Origin of the sequence: Labrys sp. (in: a-proteobacteria) (assembly GCF_047605565.1) — a bacterium.
Classification (GTDB): domain Bacteria; phylum Pseudomonadota; class Alphaproteobacteria; order Rhizobiales; family Labraceae; genus Labrys; species Labrys neptuniae.
Map to the genome: position 1 here is coordinate 1 of NZ_JASGFM010000048.1, position 16,079 is coordinate 16,079.

Here is a 16,079-nt window from a genome sequence, read left to right on the forward strand (position 1 = left end):
GTCGTCAGTTATCGATTGGGTCCCATCCATAACTGACGACACGCCCGGGTCACGCCGACTCGCTAGCGTGGACAGGACCGCCGCAACAAGCCCGGGGGCGGGTAAGAGGACAGGCAACATGGTCAGGCAGGCAGCGCGCCAAGGCGTCTTCGTGCGGTTTTTCTCAGCATTCGTGCTCATGCTCGCCGTGCTGGGCTGGGTGGCCGCCGGCCCGGTGCAGGCGGCGCCGCTGTTCCAGGCCGACAGCTATTCCTATGCGGCCGACAGCTACAAGGACAGCATCGCCAAGCTCGCCAAGACCATGAAGAAGAGCGCGCCGCAGCTCCAGGAAGAGCTGAAGGCGGCCATCAGCTCCGACAATGCGCGCAACACCGCCGTGGTGGTGGAGCAGTTCATCGCCCTGTCCCCCAATGACGGTGCGATGTGGAAGCGCCTCGCCGATTTGCTGCTGGTGGCCGAGCCCTTCAACAGCCAGGACGGCTACGAACTGCCCTACAAGGCGCTTGGCGCCTCGATTCGCGCCTATCAGCTTGCCAAGACGCCGCAGGAACAGGCCGACGCGCTCAACGATGTCGCCCAGGCGCTGGTCAAGCGCGAGGATTGGCGGCCAGCCCTCAACGCCTATCGCGCCAGCCTCGATCTGGTCGACAATGCCGAGATTCGTGAAGCCTATGAGGACGTGCGCAAGGATCATGGCTTCCGTATCACCGATTATACGGTGGAGAGCGACGCGCCGCAGCCGCGCCTGTGCTTCCAGTTTTCCGATCCGTTGAGCAATGCGGTCGCCGACTACACGCCCTATTTCACCCAGGATCCTGGGCCTGTCTCGGCCGTCACGGTCGACGGCACCAAGCTCTGTGTCGAAGGCCTGAAGCATGGCGGGCGCTACAAGGTCACCGTGCGCCAGGGTCTGCCTTCTGCCGTGGACGAAAGCCTGCTCAAGAACGCCGAGTATGAAATCTATGTGCGCGATCGCCTGCCATCCGTGCAGTTCGTCGGCAAGAGCTACGTCCTGCCGCGCACCGGCCAGAACGGCATCCCTCTGGTCTCGGTCAATTCCACCCAGGCCAAGCTCGCGCTCTACCGGGTCGGCGACCGCAGCCTGATCTCCGCCGTGATCGATTCCAATTTCCTCGACCAGATCTACGGCTCCCAGGCCAGCGAGATTGCCCGCACCAAGGGCAAGAAGGTCTGGGAAGGCACGATGGACCTTACCAGCACCCCGAATCAGGACGTCACCACCGCCTTTCCGGTCGACGAGGCGCTCGGCAAGATCGAGCCCGGCCTCTATGTGATGACGGCCCAGCCCGGGGAGGTGAAGGAGGACGAGGACAACCAGCTCGCCACGCAGTGGTTCGTCGTCTCCGATCTCGGCCTGTCGACACTGAAGGGCAAAGATGGCCTGCACGTCTTCCTGCGCTCCATCGCCTCGGCCGAGCCGCTTGCCAATGTCACGGTGCGCCTGCTTGCCCGCAACAACGAGATTCTCGGCTCGGTGAAGACGGATGCCGATGGCGCTGCCTTCTTCGATGCCGGCCTCACCAAGGGCAATGAGGGCCAGGAGCCGGCCCTCGTGGTCGCGTCCGACGAGAAGAGCGACTACGCCTTCATCGACCTTACCCAGCAGGCCTTCGATCTCACCGATCGCGGCGTTACCGGCCGCGACCCGCCGGGGCCGGCCGATGCCTTCGTCTATGTCGAGCGCGGTGTCTACCGCCGCGGCGAGACGGTGCATGCCGCCATCCTGTTGCGCGACGGCAATGCCAATGCCCTGGCCGAGGTGCCCGTCACCATGGTGGTGCAGCGCCCTGACGGCGTCGAATATTCGCGCACCGTGCTGAAGGACCAGGGCGCCGGCGGCCGCACGGCCGACATCGCCATCATTCCCTCTGCCGCCAGCGGCACCTGGCGCGTCGTCGCCTATACCGATCCCAAGGCGGCACCGGTCGGCGAGACCACCTTCCTGGTCGAGGACTATGTGCCCGATCGCATCGAGTTCGACCTCGCCACCTCGGGCACCCGCATCGACCGCACCAGCGGCGCCAACCTGAAGGTGGACGGGCGCTATCTCTTCGGTGCCCCGGCCGCCGGGCTCGACATCGAGGGCGATGTCTCCGTCTCCACCGACAGCCAGCCTTTCTCGCAATGGAAGAACTATGCCTTCGGACTGTCGGACGAGAATGTCGATACGGTGCAGAACACCGTCGACGATCTCGCCCAGACCGACGACAAGGGCCACGCCGAATTCACCGTGCCGCTGCCGCAGCTGCCCACGACCACCCGTCCGCTCAAGGCCAATTTCGTCATCCGCATGAAGGAAGGCGGCGGCCGCGGCGTGGTGCGTAGCGCCTCCCTGCCGATCGCCTCCACCGGCCCGATGCTGGCCTTGAAGCCCGGCTTCGCCGAGGGCACGGTGCCCGAGGGCCAGCAGGCCTTGTTCGATGCCATTGCCGTCGATCCCCAGGGCAACCAGGTGGCGGCCAAGGGGGCGACCTGGACGCTCAAGCGCCTGACCACGACCTATCAGTGGTACAAGAGCAACAATCGCTGGAACTACGAAGCCGTCACCACCGCCCGCAAGGTCGGCGGTGGCACGGTCGACCTCGCGGCCGACAAGCCCGCCCAGATCTCGGCGCAGGTGCAGTGGGGCCAGTACCGTCTCGAAATCTCGGCGGATGGGCTGGCTTCTTCCTCCAGCTCTTTCTATGCCGGTTATTACACCAGCGAGAAGGCCGACACGCCCGACATGCTGCCGGTCGCCCTCGACCAGACCAGCGTCAAGACCGGTGATACGCTGCAGGTGAAGATCGACGCCCGTTTCGCCGGCAAGGCCTCGGTGCAGGTGGTCGGCGAGAAGCTGCTGTCCTCCACCCTGGTCGACGTGCCGGAAAAGGGGACGACCGTTCCCGTCACCGTCGGCAAGGATTGGGGCACGGGCGCCTATGTCGTGGTCACCCATTTCCGGCCGATGGACGTTGCCGCCAAGCGCATGCCGACGCGCGCGATCGGCCTTGCCTGGTTCGGCATCGACCGCAATGAGCGCACGCTCAAGGTCACGCTCACGCCGACCGAGTTGATGAAGCCGCGCCAGCCTCTCAAGGTGCCGGTGAAGGTCGAGGGCCTTGCCGGCGAGAAGGCCTATGTCACCGTGGCGGCCGTCGATGTCGGCATCCTCAACCTCACGGGCTACAAGCCGCCGGAGCCGGAGACTTTCTATTACAGCCAGAAGCGCCTTTCGGCCGAACTGCACGATCTCTACGGCCAGTTGATCGACGGCATGGAAGGAGCGAAGGGGCGGATCCGCACCGGTGGTGACGGCGGAGCCAATTTCAACAGTCCGCCGCCGACGCAGGCGCCCCTGGCCCTGTTCTCCGGCATGGTCGAGGTCGGTGCCGACGGCACGGCCGAGATCAGCTTCGACATTCCCGCCTTCAACGGTCTAGTGCGGGTGATGGCGGTGGCCTGGACGCCGACCAAGGTCGGCCATGCCTCGGCGGACGTCAAAGTGCGCGATCCGGTGGTGATCGCCGGCACCTTGCCGCGCTTCCTTGCCGTGGGCGATCAGTCGCGCTTCCGCCTCGATCTCGTCAACGCCGAGGCCGCGCCGGGCGACTATACGCTCGCCGTCACTATGGAAGGGCCGATCGGCGCCCAGCCGTCAGCGCTCTACCAGACCGTGAAGATCGGGGCGGCTGGCTCGCGTACGCCGGTCAACATTCCCATCACCGCCAACGGCATCGGCACCGGCAAGCTTGTCGCCACTTTGGCGGGTCCCGGCAATGTTGCCATCGACCAGAGCTTCACGCTCGGAGTCCTGCCGGCCAATCCGCCGGTGACGCGCCGCACGATCCAGACCATCGCGGCCAATGGCGGCGGTATCACCGTCAATGCCGACCTGGTCGCCGAAATGGTGCCCGGCACCGGCGCGGTCTCGCTTTCGGTGGGGCCGTTCAGCGCCCTCGACGTGCCCGGCCTGCTGCGCGATCTCGATCGCTATCCCTATGGCTGCTCGGAACAGCTCGTCAGCCGCGCGCTGCCCTTGCTCTATCTCAGCGAACTCGGCGGGAATGCGATCGATCTCGACGGCACGGTGAAGGAACGCCTGGGCGATACGGTGCAGCGTCTGCTCGCACGCCAGGATTCCAACGGTGCCTTCGGCTTGTGGAATGCCGACAGCGGTGAATTATGGCTGTCGGCCTATGTCACCGACTTCCTGCTGCGGGCTCGCGAGAAGGGCTTCGCCGTGCCGGAACTGGCGCTCAACCAGGCGGTCGACTATCTGCGCAACCGCGTCGGCAATGCGCCTGACGTGGAAGAGGGCAAGGGCGAGGATATCGCCTATGCCCTCTACACGCTGGCCCGGGCCGGCAGGGCGCCGGCGGGTGATCTGAAATATCTCGCCGATACCAAGATCGGCCAGTTCGGCAGCGCCATGGCGCGGGCCCAGATCGCCGCCGCGCTCGGCATGCTCGGCGACAAGCCGCGGGCCGGCGAGGCGTTCGGCTCGGCAGCCGAGGCGCTCCAGAAGGAGACCAGCGATACCAGCCTGGCCTATCGCAATTACGGTTCTCCGCTGCGCGACGCCGCGGCGGTGGTGGCGCTTGCAGGGGACAACAATGCCAGCCTGCCGGTGATCAAGGCGGCGCTCAAGGTCATTACCGATGCGCGCTCCAAATCTCGCTATGCCTCGACCCAGGAGATGACCTGGATGGTACTCGCGGCCCGGAGCGTCGCGGACCAGGCCCGTTCCCTCAAGCTGATCGCCGATGGCTCGGAGCAGCAGGGTGCCTTCTACAAGGTCTATCGCGGCGAGGCGCTCAAGGCCCCGCATTCGGTCTCGAACCCCGGCGCTTCGGCCCTGCAGGCCGTGGTTGCGGTTTCCGGCTCGCCCGTCGTGCCCGAGCCCGCTGCCAATAACGGCATGAACCTGACGCGCAGCTACTTCTCGCTCGACGGCAAGGCCGTGGATCCCACCGAGGTGAAGCAGAACACCAGGCTGGTGGTGGTGGTGAGCGCCAGCCGCAGCGGCGACAACCAGACCGGCAACTTCCTGCTCGTCGACCGGCTTCCGGCCGGCTTCGAGATCGAGAATCCGAACCTGGTCGTCACCGGCGAGACCGGCAGCATGTCCTGGCTCAAGGATCTCACCGAGGTCACCCATTCGGAGTTCCGAGACGACCGCTTCGTCGCCGCGTTCACCGACCAGGCCGCGAAGGTTGCCTATGTCGTGCGCGCGGTGGCGCCTGGCCGCTACATCCTGCCCGGTACCACGGTGGAGGACATGTACCAGCCCGAGCGCAACGCCACGCTTGCCACCGGCACGCTGACGGTGACCGAAAAATGAGGAGAAGGCCGCGCTATACCCTCCCCTGGAGGGGGAGGCTCGGCCTGAAGGGCCGCGGTGGGGTGATCCTCACCTCGAAACACATTGTATCGTTCGCTGTCGCTCTCCACTGGGAAGCTGGCATTGTCACCCCACCCCGACGCTTTGCGTCGACCCTCCCCCTCCAGGGGAGGGTGAAACCAGCGCTGCGCCCATGACCGCCCGGCGCGTCCATATCCTTTGCGCGCTTCTGTTCACGGCCATTGTCGCCGTGAACGCCGGCGGCTTTGCGCTGTCGGAAGCTGTCAGGCGCCTCGGGCCGGTGCCCCTGGGCGAGAACGTGACCTATTCCCCGCTGGTGGTGGACCGCGACGGCAAGCTGCTGCGACCCTTCACCACCGCGGACGGCTATTGGCGCCTGCCGGCAAAGCCGGAGGAGGTCGACCGGCGCTTCCTGTCGATGCTGGTCGCCTATGAGGACAAGCGCTTCTATTCCCATCACGGCATCGATCCGGTGGCGATGGCCCGGGCTGCCTGGCAGATGCTGAGCCGAGGGCGGATCGTCTCCGGCGGTTCGACCCTGACCATGCAGGTCGCGCGACTGCTCGAGCCGCGGCCGGATCGTACCTTTGCCGACAAGGCGGCGGAGATGATCCGCGCCGTCCAGATCGAGAACCGACTGAGCAAGGAGCAGATCCTCGGCCTCTATCTGGCTTTGGCACCCTATGGCGGCAATCTGGAAGGAACACGGGCCGCATCGCTCGCTTATTTCGGCAAGGAGCCCAAGCGCCTTTCGACAGCGGAGGCGGCGATGCTGGTGGCCCTGCCGCAGGCCCCTGAATCGCGCCGCCCGGATCGGGCTCCGGCCGCAGCCAAGGCGGCCCGAAACCGGGTCTTGCGGCTTCTCGCCGGCAAGGGCGCACTTCATCCCGATCAGGCCGAGGCCGCGACGCTGGAGGCGGCACCGCAGGGGCGCAAGCCCTTCCCGATCCTGGCGGCCCATGTCGCCGAACGGCTGGTGCGGCAGGAACTGGTGCTTCAGGCCCAGGCCGGCAGGAACGAGCCCAATCCGGTAGTGACCACCACGATTGCCCGCTTCCTGCAGGAGCAGCTCGAGAACCTGGCGCGCGAGCGTGCGACCGCCTTGGGCGGCGGCGTTTCGGTTGCCATCGTCGCCGTCGACAATGCCAGCGGTGAGGTGAGGGCGCATGTCGGCGGCGTCGGCTATTTCGACAAGGCGCGGGCAGGCCAGATGGATCTTGCCGAATCCTCGCGCTCACCCGGGTCCACCCTCAAGCCGTTCATCTATGGTCTTGCCTTCGAGGATGGCCTCGCCCATCCCGAGACGCTGGTGGATGATCGTCCCGCGCGCTTCGGGGTCTACAAGCCCGAGAATTTCGACGATGCCTTTCAGGGCACCGTCACCATGCGCCGTGCCTTGCAGCAGTCGCTCAACGTACCGGCGGTGATGCTGCTCAATTCCATCGGGCCGAACCGGCTGATCGCCCGCATGAAGAATGCCGGTGCCGAGCCGTCTTTGCCGCCCGACGCCGTGCCGGGCCTAGCCGTTGGTCTCGGCGGCGCCGGAGTGAAACTCACCGATCTTGCCACGCTCTATCTGGCACTGGCCCGGGACGGGGAGGCACTGCCGCTGATCTGGCGACCGCAGGACCGCGCCCTTGGTGCGCAGCCCCATCGCCTCTTCGAGAAGGCCGCGGCCTGGCAGGTCGGAAATGTCCTGATCGGCGCGCCGCCGCCGGAGAACGCGGTGGGTGGCAAGATCGCCTACAAGACCGGCACGTCCTACGGCTATCGCGATGCCTGGGCGGTCGGGTTCGACGGTGCCAACACGGTCGCCGTCTGGGTCGGGCGACCCGATGGCGCGCCCGTCTCGGATCTGGTCGGGCGCAAGGCCGCCGCTCCCATCCTGTTCGATGCCTTTCAGCGCATCGGTGAGAAGCGGGTGCCGCTCAAGCCGCCGCCGTCGGGCGTGGTGTTTGCGCGGACCTCGGAATTGCCGCCAGCCTTGCAGCGCTTCCGTCCCGGCGCCTTACCCGAAATTGCCGCCGCCGGTTCGGGCGATGCCCCTCTGGTGATTTCCTTCCCGCCCGATGGCGCACGGGTCGAGGTTGCCGGGGGAGAGCCGGATGCCGCGCTGGCTCTCAAGGCGATGGGGGGGGCGCCGCCCTTCACCTGGCTTGCCGATGGCCTGCCTATCGTGATTGGCGAACAACGCCGCGAAGCGGTCTGGGACAAGCCGGGCAAGGGCTTTGCGCGGCTCTCGGTGATCGATGCCAGGGGGCATACCGCCAGTGTGCAGATCAGGCTGGATTGACGGTAGGTTTGTTCGGCGTCTCGATGACCCAGTACGAGTTTTTCCGGCCGAAACCATAATATTCCTGTCAAGAAGTGGGCCTATCCTCAGATGCCGGGCATTCCTTTCATTGGCTGAAATCCATTTTTCCGGGAGAACGCATCGTGCAGGCAGGGCGTTACGTGATCAAGCAAGGCGATACCTTGTGGGGAATCGCCGGCCGCTACTACGGCAACCCGGTGCGCTGGCCGGAGATCTATGCCTACAACAATGAGCCGGCGATCGTGGCCAAGACCGGACACGGCATCGTCAATCCCGACCTCATCAAAGCCGGAGCGGTGATCTACCTGCCGAAGCAGCATCGTCGCGTGGTTCTGCGCGGTACGTCGACAGGCCCGGCTCCGACGGCGAAGCCACAACCCGCCAATCCGCCCGCCCCCAGCTCACCCACGCCCGCCCCTACCCCGACAAGGGGCGGCACGACCCCGTCCCATTCCCATACGCGCACTCAGCCCGATGCTGGCAGCAACCCGGCGGCCAGGACGCTCGCGAACAATTTCGGTTTCGGCTATCAGCTCGACGACCTGCCGATCATCGAGATCAAGGGCAATGGCTTCTCGGCCAGGGTCAAGCTGAAGGGGGCGATCTTCCTGCAGCCGACCGACAAGGTGCCGCTTCTCGTCTACAGCAATAAGGGGCTCGAGTCGCAGGCGCGCCAGCAGACCTCGACCGTGCTGGGCGAGCTGGTATCCGGCGGCAAGTTGAGTTGGGACCGCAAGTCCAACAGCGTCACCTATGAATGCCAGCTCACCTTGCGCGCGAATGCGCATTCGCCGGGCGCCCAGTTCTCTGCGGGCATATCGAGCACGGGCGAACCGGTGCTCAAGGCCACCCTGACCTATCCGCGTATGACCGGGCGAATCCGCGACTATGTCTATGTCGCCAGCGAGTTCAAGGTCGAGATCGAGCTGAAGCCGGACCAGCATTTGCGCCCGCCGCTGCCCGAGCCGGTCCTGGTACCGAGCTATCGTCCGGTTCCCGATGCAACGCGGGTGTGGCGCCCCCAGCCGGTGCACACCGACCGGAAGCCTGCACCTACTCCGGAATCCTCGTCGGGCATCCATTGGGGCAAGGCGACGGTTGCCATCGTCGGCGCGGTGGTCATCGTCGGGCTGACCCTGCTCGAGGACGCGGCCACCGCCGGAGGCGGTGTGGCCGATGATCCGGCGAGCTTCGCCGCCGCGGGCGCCTTGCTGCGCTGGGGCTTGCGCCGGGCGGCCGTGCAGGCGGCGCCGAGACTGGCACCGGCGCTGGCCTATTGAGTCCAAGCCGACTTCCGGCTTTTCGAGCACGAAATCTGTTCTTCCATGCGGTTTCAGGACCTACCGGGCCGGGCAGCCATGCTGACCGGCCTTTTCTCGTCGCCGATGCGTCAATCGAGATTGCGTGTTAGACAGAGGCCGAGTCAGGCAAGAACGACGTTCCTCCTTTGCGTGGCGGCGATGTGAACGTGCCTTTGCGATCCCGCCCATTCGAGCAAGGCGGGTACAGGCGGAAAGGCTGCTTTGCCTGGTGTTTTTGTAATGCTGTGCCCTTGCGTCTCCTGGTCAGTCCACTGAGCCGCAGGGCGCCTTTGCCTGAAAATGTCTGGTGCCGCATGTCTTCTTCCTTCTCTCCCGACCAGAATGCCGGCCGCTCCGAACCGGCAGAAAGCGCGGAGGTCGAGCGGCTGATCGATCATCTGCAACGCAAGGGACGCCTGGAAACAGAAAGCCCGACCGCGCTCTATCGACGCCTGCAGGAGGCCCTGCGGAGCGCCATCTCGGAGGGAATCGTTCCGGCGGGCGCCATGATCCCGGGCGAACGTGAACTGGCCCAGCGCCTCGATCTGTCGCGCGTGACCGTGCGTAATGCCATCAAGGGGCTGGTCGAGGAGCGGTTGCTGGTTCAGCGTCACGGGGCGCGGACCAGCGTAGCGCTGCGCCTGGAAAAGCCGATGACGGTGTTTACCAGCTTCTCCGAAGATATGGAGGCGCGCGGTCGCGTGCCCGGCACGACCTGGCTGCGCCGCGAGGTCGGTGTGGCCGACACGACCGAAGCCATGGCCCTGGGGCTCTCGCCGGGGGCAGGGGTGTGCCGCCTGCACCGGCTCCGGCTGGCGGATCGCGTCCCGATAGCGATCGAATATTCGGTCCTGCCGGCAGAGTTCCTGCCGAACCCGGATCTGATCGAGGGGTCGCTCTATGTGACGCTCGAGCGGCGCGGCTGCCAGCCGGTGCGCGCGCTCCAGCGGGTCAGGGCCGATGTGGCGACCGCCCACGAGGCGCGCCTGCTCGAGATCGAGACGGGAGCGCCCATTCTCGAAATGGAGCGTCGCTGCTCGCTTGAAAACGGGCGGGTGGTCGAACTGACCCGCAGCCGCTATCGCGGCGATGCCTATGATTTCATGGTCGAACTGGCCCGTCGCGGCTGAAGGGTGAATGATCTCCCAACTGGTATTAAACAGGTTGCATTCTGGTCCTATTGATGTCAGGCTTCCTCATCAGCAATCGAGGAGCATCGGGTGGCATCCGCAGTTGAACGAGCGCTCGATGGATTGATCGTGTCCTGCCAGCCGGTGATCGGCGGCGCCATGGACCGGACCGAGATCGTCGTCGGCTTCGCACTGGCCGCCGTAGCGGGTGGCGCCGCGGCCTTGCGCATCGAGGGGCTGGCCAATGTCCGGGCCGTGCGGGCGGCGACGTCGCTGCCGGTCATCGGCCTGATCAAACGGGCCGAGGCAAACACGCCCGTGTTCATCACGCCTCTGCTGACGGACGTCACGGACCTGGCGGAAGCCGGTGCCGACATCATCGCATTCGATGCCACGCAGCGCTCGCGCCCCGTCCCTGTGCCGGCGATGATCGCCGCCATCCATGCCGCCGGACGTCAATCCATGGCCGATTGCGCCGGCTTGGCGGATGCCACCGCGGCTGTGGAAGCAGGGGCATCCGTGATCGGCACCACCCTGTCCGGCTATGTCGGCGGGCCGGTGCCGGAGGAGCCGGATATCGATCTCGTGCGCCAGGCCGCGGCGCTCGGCAGGCCGGTTTTCGCCGAGGGGCGCTATCGCACGCTGGCCCAGGTGCAGGCTGCGCGTCAGGCCGGCGCCGATGCCGTGGTGGTCGGGTCCGCCATCACGCGCCCCGAGCATATCACGAGCTGGTTCGTCGAGGCGGTCAAGTCGCCCTCCGCCCCATCTTCTTAGGAACGCCCATGCAGCGACGGCCTGTCCTTGCGATCGACATCGGCGGCACCAAGACGCTCTCGGCCTTGGTCGACGGTAACAGGGTCCTGGCGCAGCGCCGTGTCGAAACCGCCCGCGAAAGTGGTCCGCAAGCCTGGCTCGATGCCGTCGTCGCGAGCATCGCTGATTGGCGCGGACGCTATGCCGCGGCCGGCATCGCCGTCACCGGTCGGATTGCAGGAGGCCGCTGGTCGGCGCTGAACCCGGCCATCCTGCCGGTGCCGGATGGTTATCCTCTCGTGGAGGTTCTCATTGAGCGCCTGGGCGTGCCCGTCACCGCGGTCAACGATGCCCAGGCCGCCGCCTGGGGCGAATATCGCTTCGGTGCCGGGCAGGGCACCGACATGGTGTTCATGACGGTATCGACCGGCGTTGGCGGTGGTCTGGTCCTGGGCGGGCGCCTGCTGACCGGCCGCAACGGCCTGGCCGGGCATGTTGGCCAGATCCTGACCGATCTCATGGCAGGTGAGCAGCGATTGGAGGATGTTGCGGCCGGCTCTGCCCTGGCGCGATTGGCGGGCGGCAGCGGGCAGTGGCCCGACCCGCCGGCCCTGCTGGCGGCTGCGCGGGCCGGCGATGCTCGCGCCGAATTCCTGATCGACGGCGCGGTGCTCCCGTTGGTTCGTGCTGCGCGCTCCCTGCAGATGCTGGTCGATCCGGATTGCTTCATCATCGGCGGCGGCCTCGGCCTGGCCGAAGGTTTCCTTGACCGGCTGCACAGCCACGCCGCGGCGCTTCCTTCCCAATACCGTCCCGAATTCCGCGCTGCCGCGCTCGGCGCCGAAGCGGGACTGATCGGCGTGGCCGATCTCGTCGACCCATAACCAGAAAGCGCACCGGAGGTGGATCATGTTTGAGCTGAAACGAGGCCGAAGGAACAGATGCAGGGCGCTGCTGGCCGGTCTGGCGCTGGTGCTGGCGGGCAGCACGAGCGCCCTGGCCGAGGTTACCGTCCTCGGCTGGCCGGGCGGGCCGGAGGAGACGGCCCTGCGGGCGACCGCCAAGGCCTACAACGAACGCTCCGGCCTTGCCGAGGCTGACAAGGTCAAGCTGATCTTCTTCAACCGCGAAGGGTTCTGGGACAAGCTGCAGGCGGACCTCGCCGCCGGCTCGACCGAATTCGATCTCAACCTGGTCGCCACCTATTCGCTCGGCAAATATGCGCCCTTCATGCAGCCGGTGGACCTGCCCGCCGACAGCGCCAAGGTCTTCGGCGAGAAGGTGCTGAAGACCATGCAGTTCGACGGCAAGCAATATGGGGTGCCGACGGACCTGTCCTTGCATTTCATGTATGTGCGCAAGGACTTGATGGAAAAGCTCCTGGCCGATGACGGCTGGAAGAAGACCTATGGCGAGATCGCCCAGAAATATCTCGGCAAGCCGCTGCAGCCGGTGAAGCCGGAGGAGTGGACCTGGGACGACTATGCAGCCACGGCCCTGTTCTTCACCAAGAGCATCAATCGGGCCAGCCCGACGCGCTACGGCACCGTGCTGCAGATGAAGAACCTTCTGTTCAACATGATGGTGTTCCAGACCATGGCGCGCTCCTACGGCGCCGATTGGCAGGACGCCACAGGCAAGATCACGGTGGACTCGCCCGCCTACCGCACCAGCCTGGAGCTCTACAAGAAGCTCTACGATGCCGGCGCCAGCCCCAAGGATTCGCTGTCCTACGAATATGCCGAGGCCAATGCCGCCTTCGGCGCCGGGCAGGTCGCCACCATGCTGCAATGGAACGCTGCCGCGGCCGATCTCGACAATCCGGCCAAGAATGCCGTGGTGGCGGGCAAGATCGACACGCTGGCTCCACCCAAGGGACCCGAGGGACGCACCACCCATATTCACGGCCTCGGCTTCGGCCTCAACAAGGCTTCGACCCATAAGGAGGGAGCCGTCAAGTTCCTGAACTGGCTCGCGGGAGCCGAGGCGATGAAGATCTATGCCGAGGCGGGCGGTTCGCCGGCACTCGACAACAGTCTCACTGCTGCGCTGCCGAAACGGCCGGATCTCGCCAAGATCGGCGACTTCGCCGGGCAATATGGTTTCGTGATGACGGGCGGCACCTCGGCCGGCGCCCTGCAGGTCTATGAGACCCAGGCCAAGAACTTCACCGGCTATTGGGCGGGACAGGCCGACCTTGATACGGTACTGAAGGAAACGGCCGCCAAGATGCAGGAATTGTTGAAGAAATAGGCAATTGTCCTGCCGCTGGTAAATACTCACCTCCTGCCACCAAGATCGCACCGCCCCTCACCTTACCTATCCCCGTAGAAACGGGGCGAGGGGACTTCGATGGCGCGTTCCATCGTGCAGCGATCTTATCTCGCCCAACCGCTGGGCGAGATGGGAGGTTCGGGGACCGATCGCGACGCCTGCGCTCCCTCGCCCCGTTTCTACGGGGAGAGGTAAGGTGAGGGGCGGTGCGACCTTGGTGATAGAGGTGTGCACCTATGTGGCGGGCTTTTGTCGATATTCTCGAGACTTGCTATCATCTGCCGGAGACAGCCTGATGGCGCTCGCCAAGAGCAAGACACCCTATCTGCTCATCGCTCCGATCACCGGATTCCTGATCTTTCTGGTGGCGCTGCCGCTATGCATCGACATCATCTATGCGCTCTCGAACGTGACCTTCGAGACTTTGCGCAGCCCGAGCCTGCAGGGCTTTGGCAATTTCCTCACGGTGCTCCAGGACGGTGCATTCTGGAAGGCCATGGGCTTTTCCCTGAAATTTGCCCTGGCCGCCTCGATTGCCCAGATCCTGCTCGGCCTGTTCCTCGCTATCTTTCTCAGCCCGCTCTTGGCCAAGCGCCCCTGGCTGATGGCCGTCCTGATGCTGCCGATGATGTTGGCCCCGGCCCTGGTCGGCCTGATGTATCGCCTGGTGCTGCAGGAATTCGTCGGCGTGATCCCCTATTATTTCCTGTTGTTCACCGGTGACAGCCCGGCTTTCCTCAGCCCGGACAATGCCTTCGCCACGCTGGTGACCATCGAGGTGCTGCAGTGGACGCCCTTTGCCCTGCTGATCCTCTATTCGGCCTATCAGGCAATCCCCATCGAGATCAGGGAGGCGGCGGCCATCGACGGTGCGGGCTATTTCCGACGGCTGCGCTGGATCGATCTGCCCTATATGGCGCCGACCATCGCCATCACCTTCTTCTTCCGCTTCATCGACAGCTTCCGGGTCTTCGACAATGTCTATGTCCTCACCGGCAGCGGGTCCGGCGGCAGCACCACCACTATCAGCATCTACATCTACGAAGCCTTCTTCCGTGGCAGCAATATCGGGGTTGCCGTGGCAGCATCCCTGATCCTGCTGATCATGTCCTACGTCGTGGTGGCGGGATTGATGAAGCTGGCGGAGCGCCGCGCATGACACGGTTTCTCACCCTGCTACGCTGGATCGTCTTTCTTCTCGCGGCCTTCGCGCTGAACTTTCCGCTGATCGCCACCCTGGTCGCGGCCTTCAAGAGCGAAGCGGAGATTGCCGAGAATCCGTCCTTGCTGATCGAGGCGCCGACGCTGGAGAATTTCGCCAAGGTCTTCGAAATCTCCGACCGCTTCGACATTGCCCACTATCTCGTCAACAGCCTGATTGCCGCCTCGTTGGGCTCCCTGTTCGCGATCCTGCTCAGTTTTCCGGCAGCCTATGCCATCGTTCGCCAGGGCGTCGGCCAGCGCTGGCTGCTGCCCGGCGTGACCAATCTGCGCGCCATTCCGCTGATCATCTTCTCCATCCCGATCTATCTGATCTATCAGCGCCTGGCCTTGCTCGACACCCGCTTCGGGCTCGCCCTGATCCTGTGTCTCGTCAATTTGCCCTTGGTGCTGGTGCTGGTCGCCAATGCCGTCAGGGACCTGCCGATCGAGATCGAGGAAGCGGCGCTGGTCGATGGTGCCAGCACCTTCTATGTGCTGTGGCGGGTGGTGCTGCCCTTGACCGCCCCGGCCATCGCCTCCTCGCTGATCCTCGCCTTCATCTATGCCTGGAACGAATTCCTGTTCGGCCTGATGCTGACGACGCAGAGCGCCGTACCGATCACCGTCGGGGCTTCGTTCTTCTTCGCCGCGAGCGGTGGCGGGGTGCAATGGGGCACGGCGGCGGCGGTAATGATCCTCTCCGTGCTACCGCCCTTGCTGCTCAGCCTGCTGGCCTATCGTTATATCGGACGCTCGCTGACGGCCGGTGCGGTCAAGGGCTAAACCGGGCGCTGGCTGTTCTTGCGCAGGATCTCCAGGGCTTCCATGCGAGCCTTGGAGAGGTCCCACAGCGTCTTGGTGGCGGCGGCCATCAGGGCCTCGATGATCGCCAGGATCGCCGCGTTCGAGTCCCAGTTCGACGGCACCCCCGTGCGCGCCGAAATGACATGGCGGGCAAAACGGGCGATCGGCGACAGCCACTGATCGGTGAACAGGATGATGGTGGCGCCGCGTTCGGTGGCCTCCTGGGCCAGCAGGATGACATCGTCCTGGTAGCGCCGGATATCGAAGACGATCAGCACGTCGCGCTTGCCGAAATCGATGACCTGATCGCGCCAAGTCGCCGCCTGTCCCTCCACCAGCGTGACGTCGGGACGGATGACCCTGAGATGGCGCACGGTATAGAGCGCGACGGCCTCGGTGAGGCGGCCGCCGACGACATGCAGCCGGCGCTTGGTGTCGGTGATGATCGCGAGAATCGCATCGAACTCGGTCGGCGCCATCGCCTCGAAGCTGTGGGTGATGTTGGCGACCACTGCGGCGGCGAAGGCGGAGAGTGGAGATGCGTTGGCCTGCTCCGGCGCCTGCTTCATCAGCGGCGACTGCAACTGCGCTTCGAGCTCGTCCTTGAGATGACGCTGGAAATCGGCATAGGCGCCGAAGCCGAGCCGCGCGATGAAACGCAGGATCGAGGGCGCGGAGATGCCGGCGCGCGAGGCAAATTGCGCAACGGTTTCAAGGCCTGCGAACGGATAGTTCGACAAGAGGACATGGGCGGCGCGGCGCTCCGTGGGGGTCAGCGAGCCGAGCTTGCCGCGGATGGTCGTCGCCAAGGTCTCATCGCTTGCCGTGGCCGCCGCGTCTGGGCTTTTGGTCATCAGGCGACTCCCTCTGGAAAAGCGAGAGTGGAAGGTGGACACAATTTTCACAATTGACAAGTCGGCTACGGCTGTACTCAA

At 65.3% G+C, this 16,079-nt stretch carries 8 protein-coding genes and 1 pseudogene; 8 read left to right on the forward strand and 1 reads right to left on the reverse strand.

Translation table 11 applies throughout. The annotated features are described in order from the left end of the window. Positions 1-118: 118 nt before the first annotated feature. From QM672_RS28385 to QM672_RS28420, 8 genes and pseudogenes are all read left to right on the forward strand, one after another. Positions 119-5,344, forward strand: coding sequence for an MG2 domain-containing protein (locus tag QM672_RS28385; RefSeq protein ID WP_415086632.1), 5,226 nt, complete (start codon positions 119-121; stop codon positions 5,342-5,344). Between the two features lie 193 nt (positions 5,345-5,537). Beyond that, a complete protein-coding gene (gene pbpC / locus QM672_RS28390) occupies positions 5,538-7,658 on the forward strand; it encodes a penicillin-binding protein 1C (protein WP_415086634.1) in 2,121 nt (706 codons plus the stop codon). Between the two features lie 143 nt (positions 7,659-7,801). Next, on the forward strand, positions 7,802-8,959 hold the full coding sequence (locus tag QM672_RS28395) for a LysM peptidoglycan-binding domain-containing protein (RefSeq protein ID WP_415086636.1): 1,158 nt from the start codon (positions 7,802-7,804) through the stop codon (positions 8,957-8,959). Between the two features lie 335 nt (positions 8,960-9,294). After that, positions 9,295-10,110, forward strand: a complete 816-nt coding sequence (locus QM672_RS28400) for a GntR family transcriptional regulator (protein ID WP_311934410.1) — start codon at positions 9,295-9,297, stop codon at positions 10,108-10,110. Between the two features lie 90 nt (positions 10,111-10,200). Continuing rightward, positions 10,201-11,747: pseudogene (locus QM672_RS28405) on the forward strand (putative N-acetylmannosamine-6-phosphate 2-epimerase). 25 nt (positions 11,748-11,772) lie between these two features. After that, the gene (locus tag QM672_RS28410; protein WP_311934411.1) at positions 11,773-13,116 is read left to right on the forward strand and encodes an extracellular solute-binding protein; all 1,344 of its coding nucleotides are present in this window, start codon (positions 11,773-11,775) and stop codon (positions 13,114-13,116) included. A 316-nt stretch (positions 13,117-13,432) separates the two neighbouring features. Continuing rightward, positions 13,433-14,296 (forward strand): carbohydrate ABC transporter permease, encoded by an 864-nt coding sequence (locus tag QM672_RS28415; protein ID WP_367625721.1) that lies wholly within the window; start codon positions 13,433-13,435, stop codon positions 14,294-14,296. Further along, positions 14,293-15,123, forward strand: a complete 831-nt coding sequence (locus tag QM672_RS28420) for a carbohydrate ABC transporter permease (protein WP_311934413.1) — start codon at positions 14,293-14,295, stop codon at positions 15,121-15,123. Before QM672_RS28415 ends, QM672_RS28420 begins: the two co-directional genes overlap by 4 nt. On the opposite strand, the gene QM672_RS28425 is transcribed toward QM672_RS28420, so the two are convergent. Next, positions 15,120-15,998, reverse strand: a complete 879-nt coding sequence (locus QM672_RS28425) for a MurR/RpiR family transcriptional regulator (protein WP_311934414.1) — start codon at positions 15,996-15,998, stop codon at positions 15,120-15,122. The genes QM672_RS28420 and QM672_RS28425 overlap by 4 nt on opposite strands. Positions 15,999-16,079 lie beyond the last annotated feature (81 nt).

What these genes read in the sequence shown, in the direction of transcription:
- QM672_RS28410 (WP_311934411.1), top strand. Translation starts at nt 11,773, where the DNA reads ATGTTTGAGCTGAAACGAGGCCGAAGGAACAGATGCAGGGCGCTGCTG.
- QM672_RS28415 (WP_367625721.1), top strand. Translation starts at nt 13,433, where the DNA reads ATGGCGCTCGCCAAGAGCAAGACACCCTATCTGCTCATCGCTCCGATC.
- pbpC (WP_415086634.1), top strand. Translation starts at nt 5,538, where the DNA reads ATGACCGCCCGGCGCGTCCATATCCTTTGCGCGCTTCTGTTCACGGCC.
- QM672_RS28420 (WP_311934413.1), top strand. Translation starts at nt 14,293, where the DNA reads ATGACACGGTTTCTCACCCTGCTACGCTGGATCGTCTTTCTTCTCGCG.
- QM672_RS28400 (WP_311934410.1), top strand. Translation starts at nt 9,295, where the DNA reads ATGTCTTCTTCCTTCTCTCCCGACCAGAATGCCGGCCGCTCCGAACCG.
- QM672_RS28385 (WP_415086632.1), top strand. Translation starts at nt 119, where the DNA reads ATGGTCAGGCAGGCAGCGCGCCAAGGCGTCTTCGTGCGGTTTTTCTCA.
- QM672_RS28425 (WP_311934414.1), bottom strand. Translation starts at nt 15,998, where the DNA reads ATGACCAAAAGCCCAGACGCGGCGGCCACGGCAAGCGATGAGACCTTG.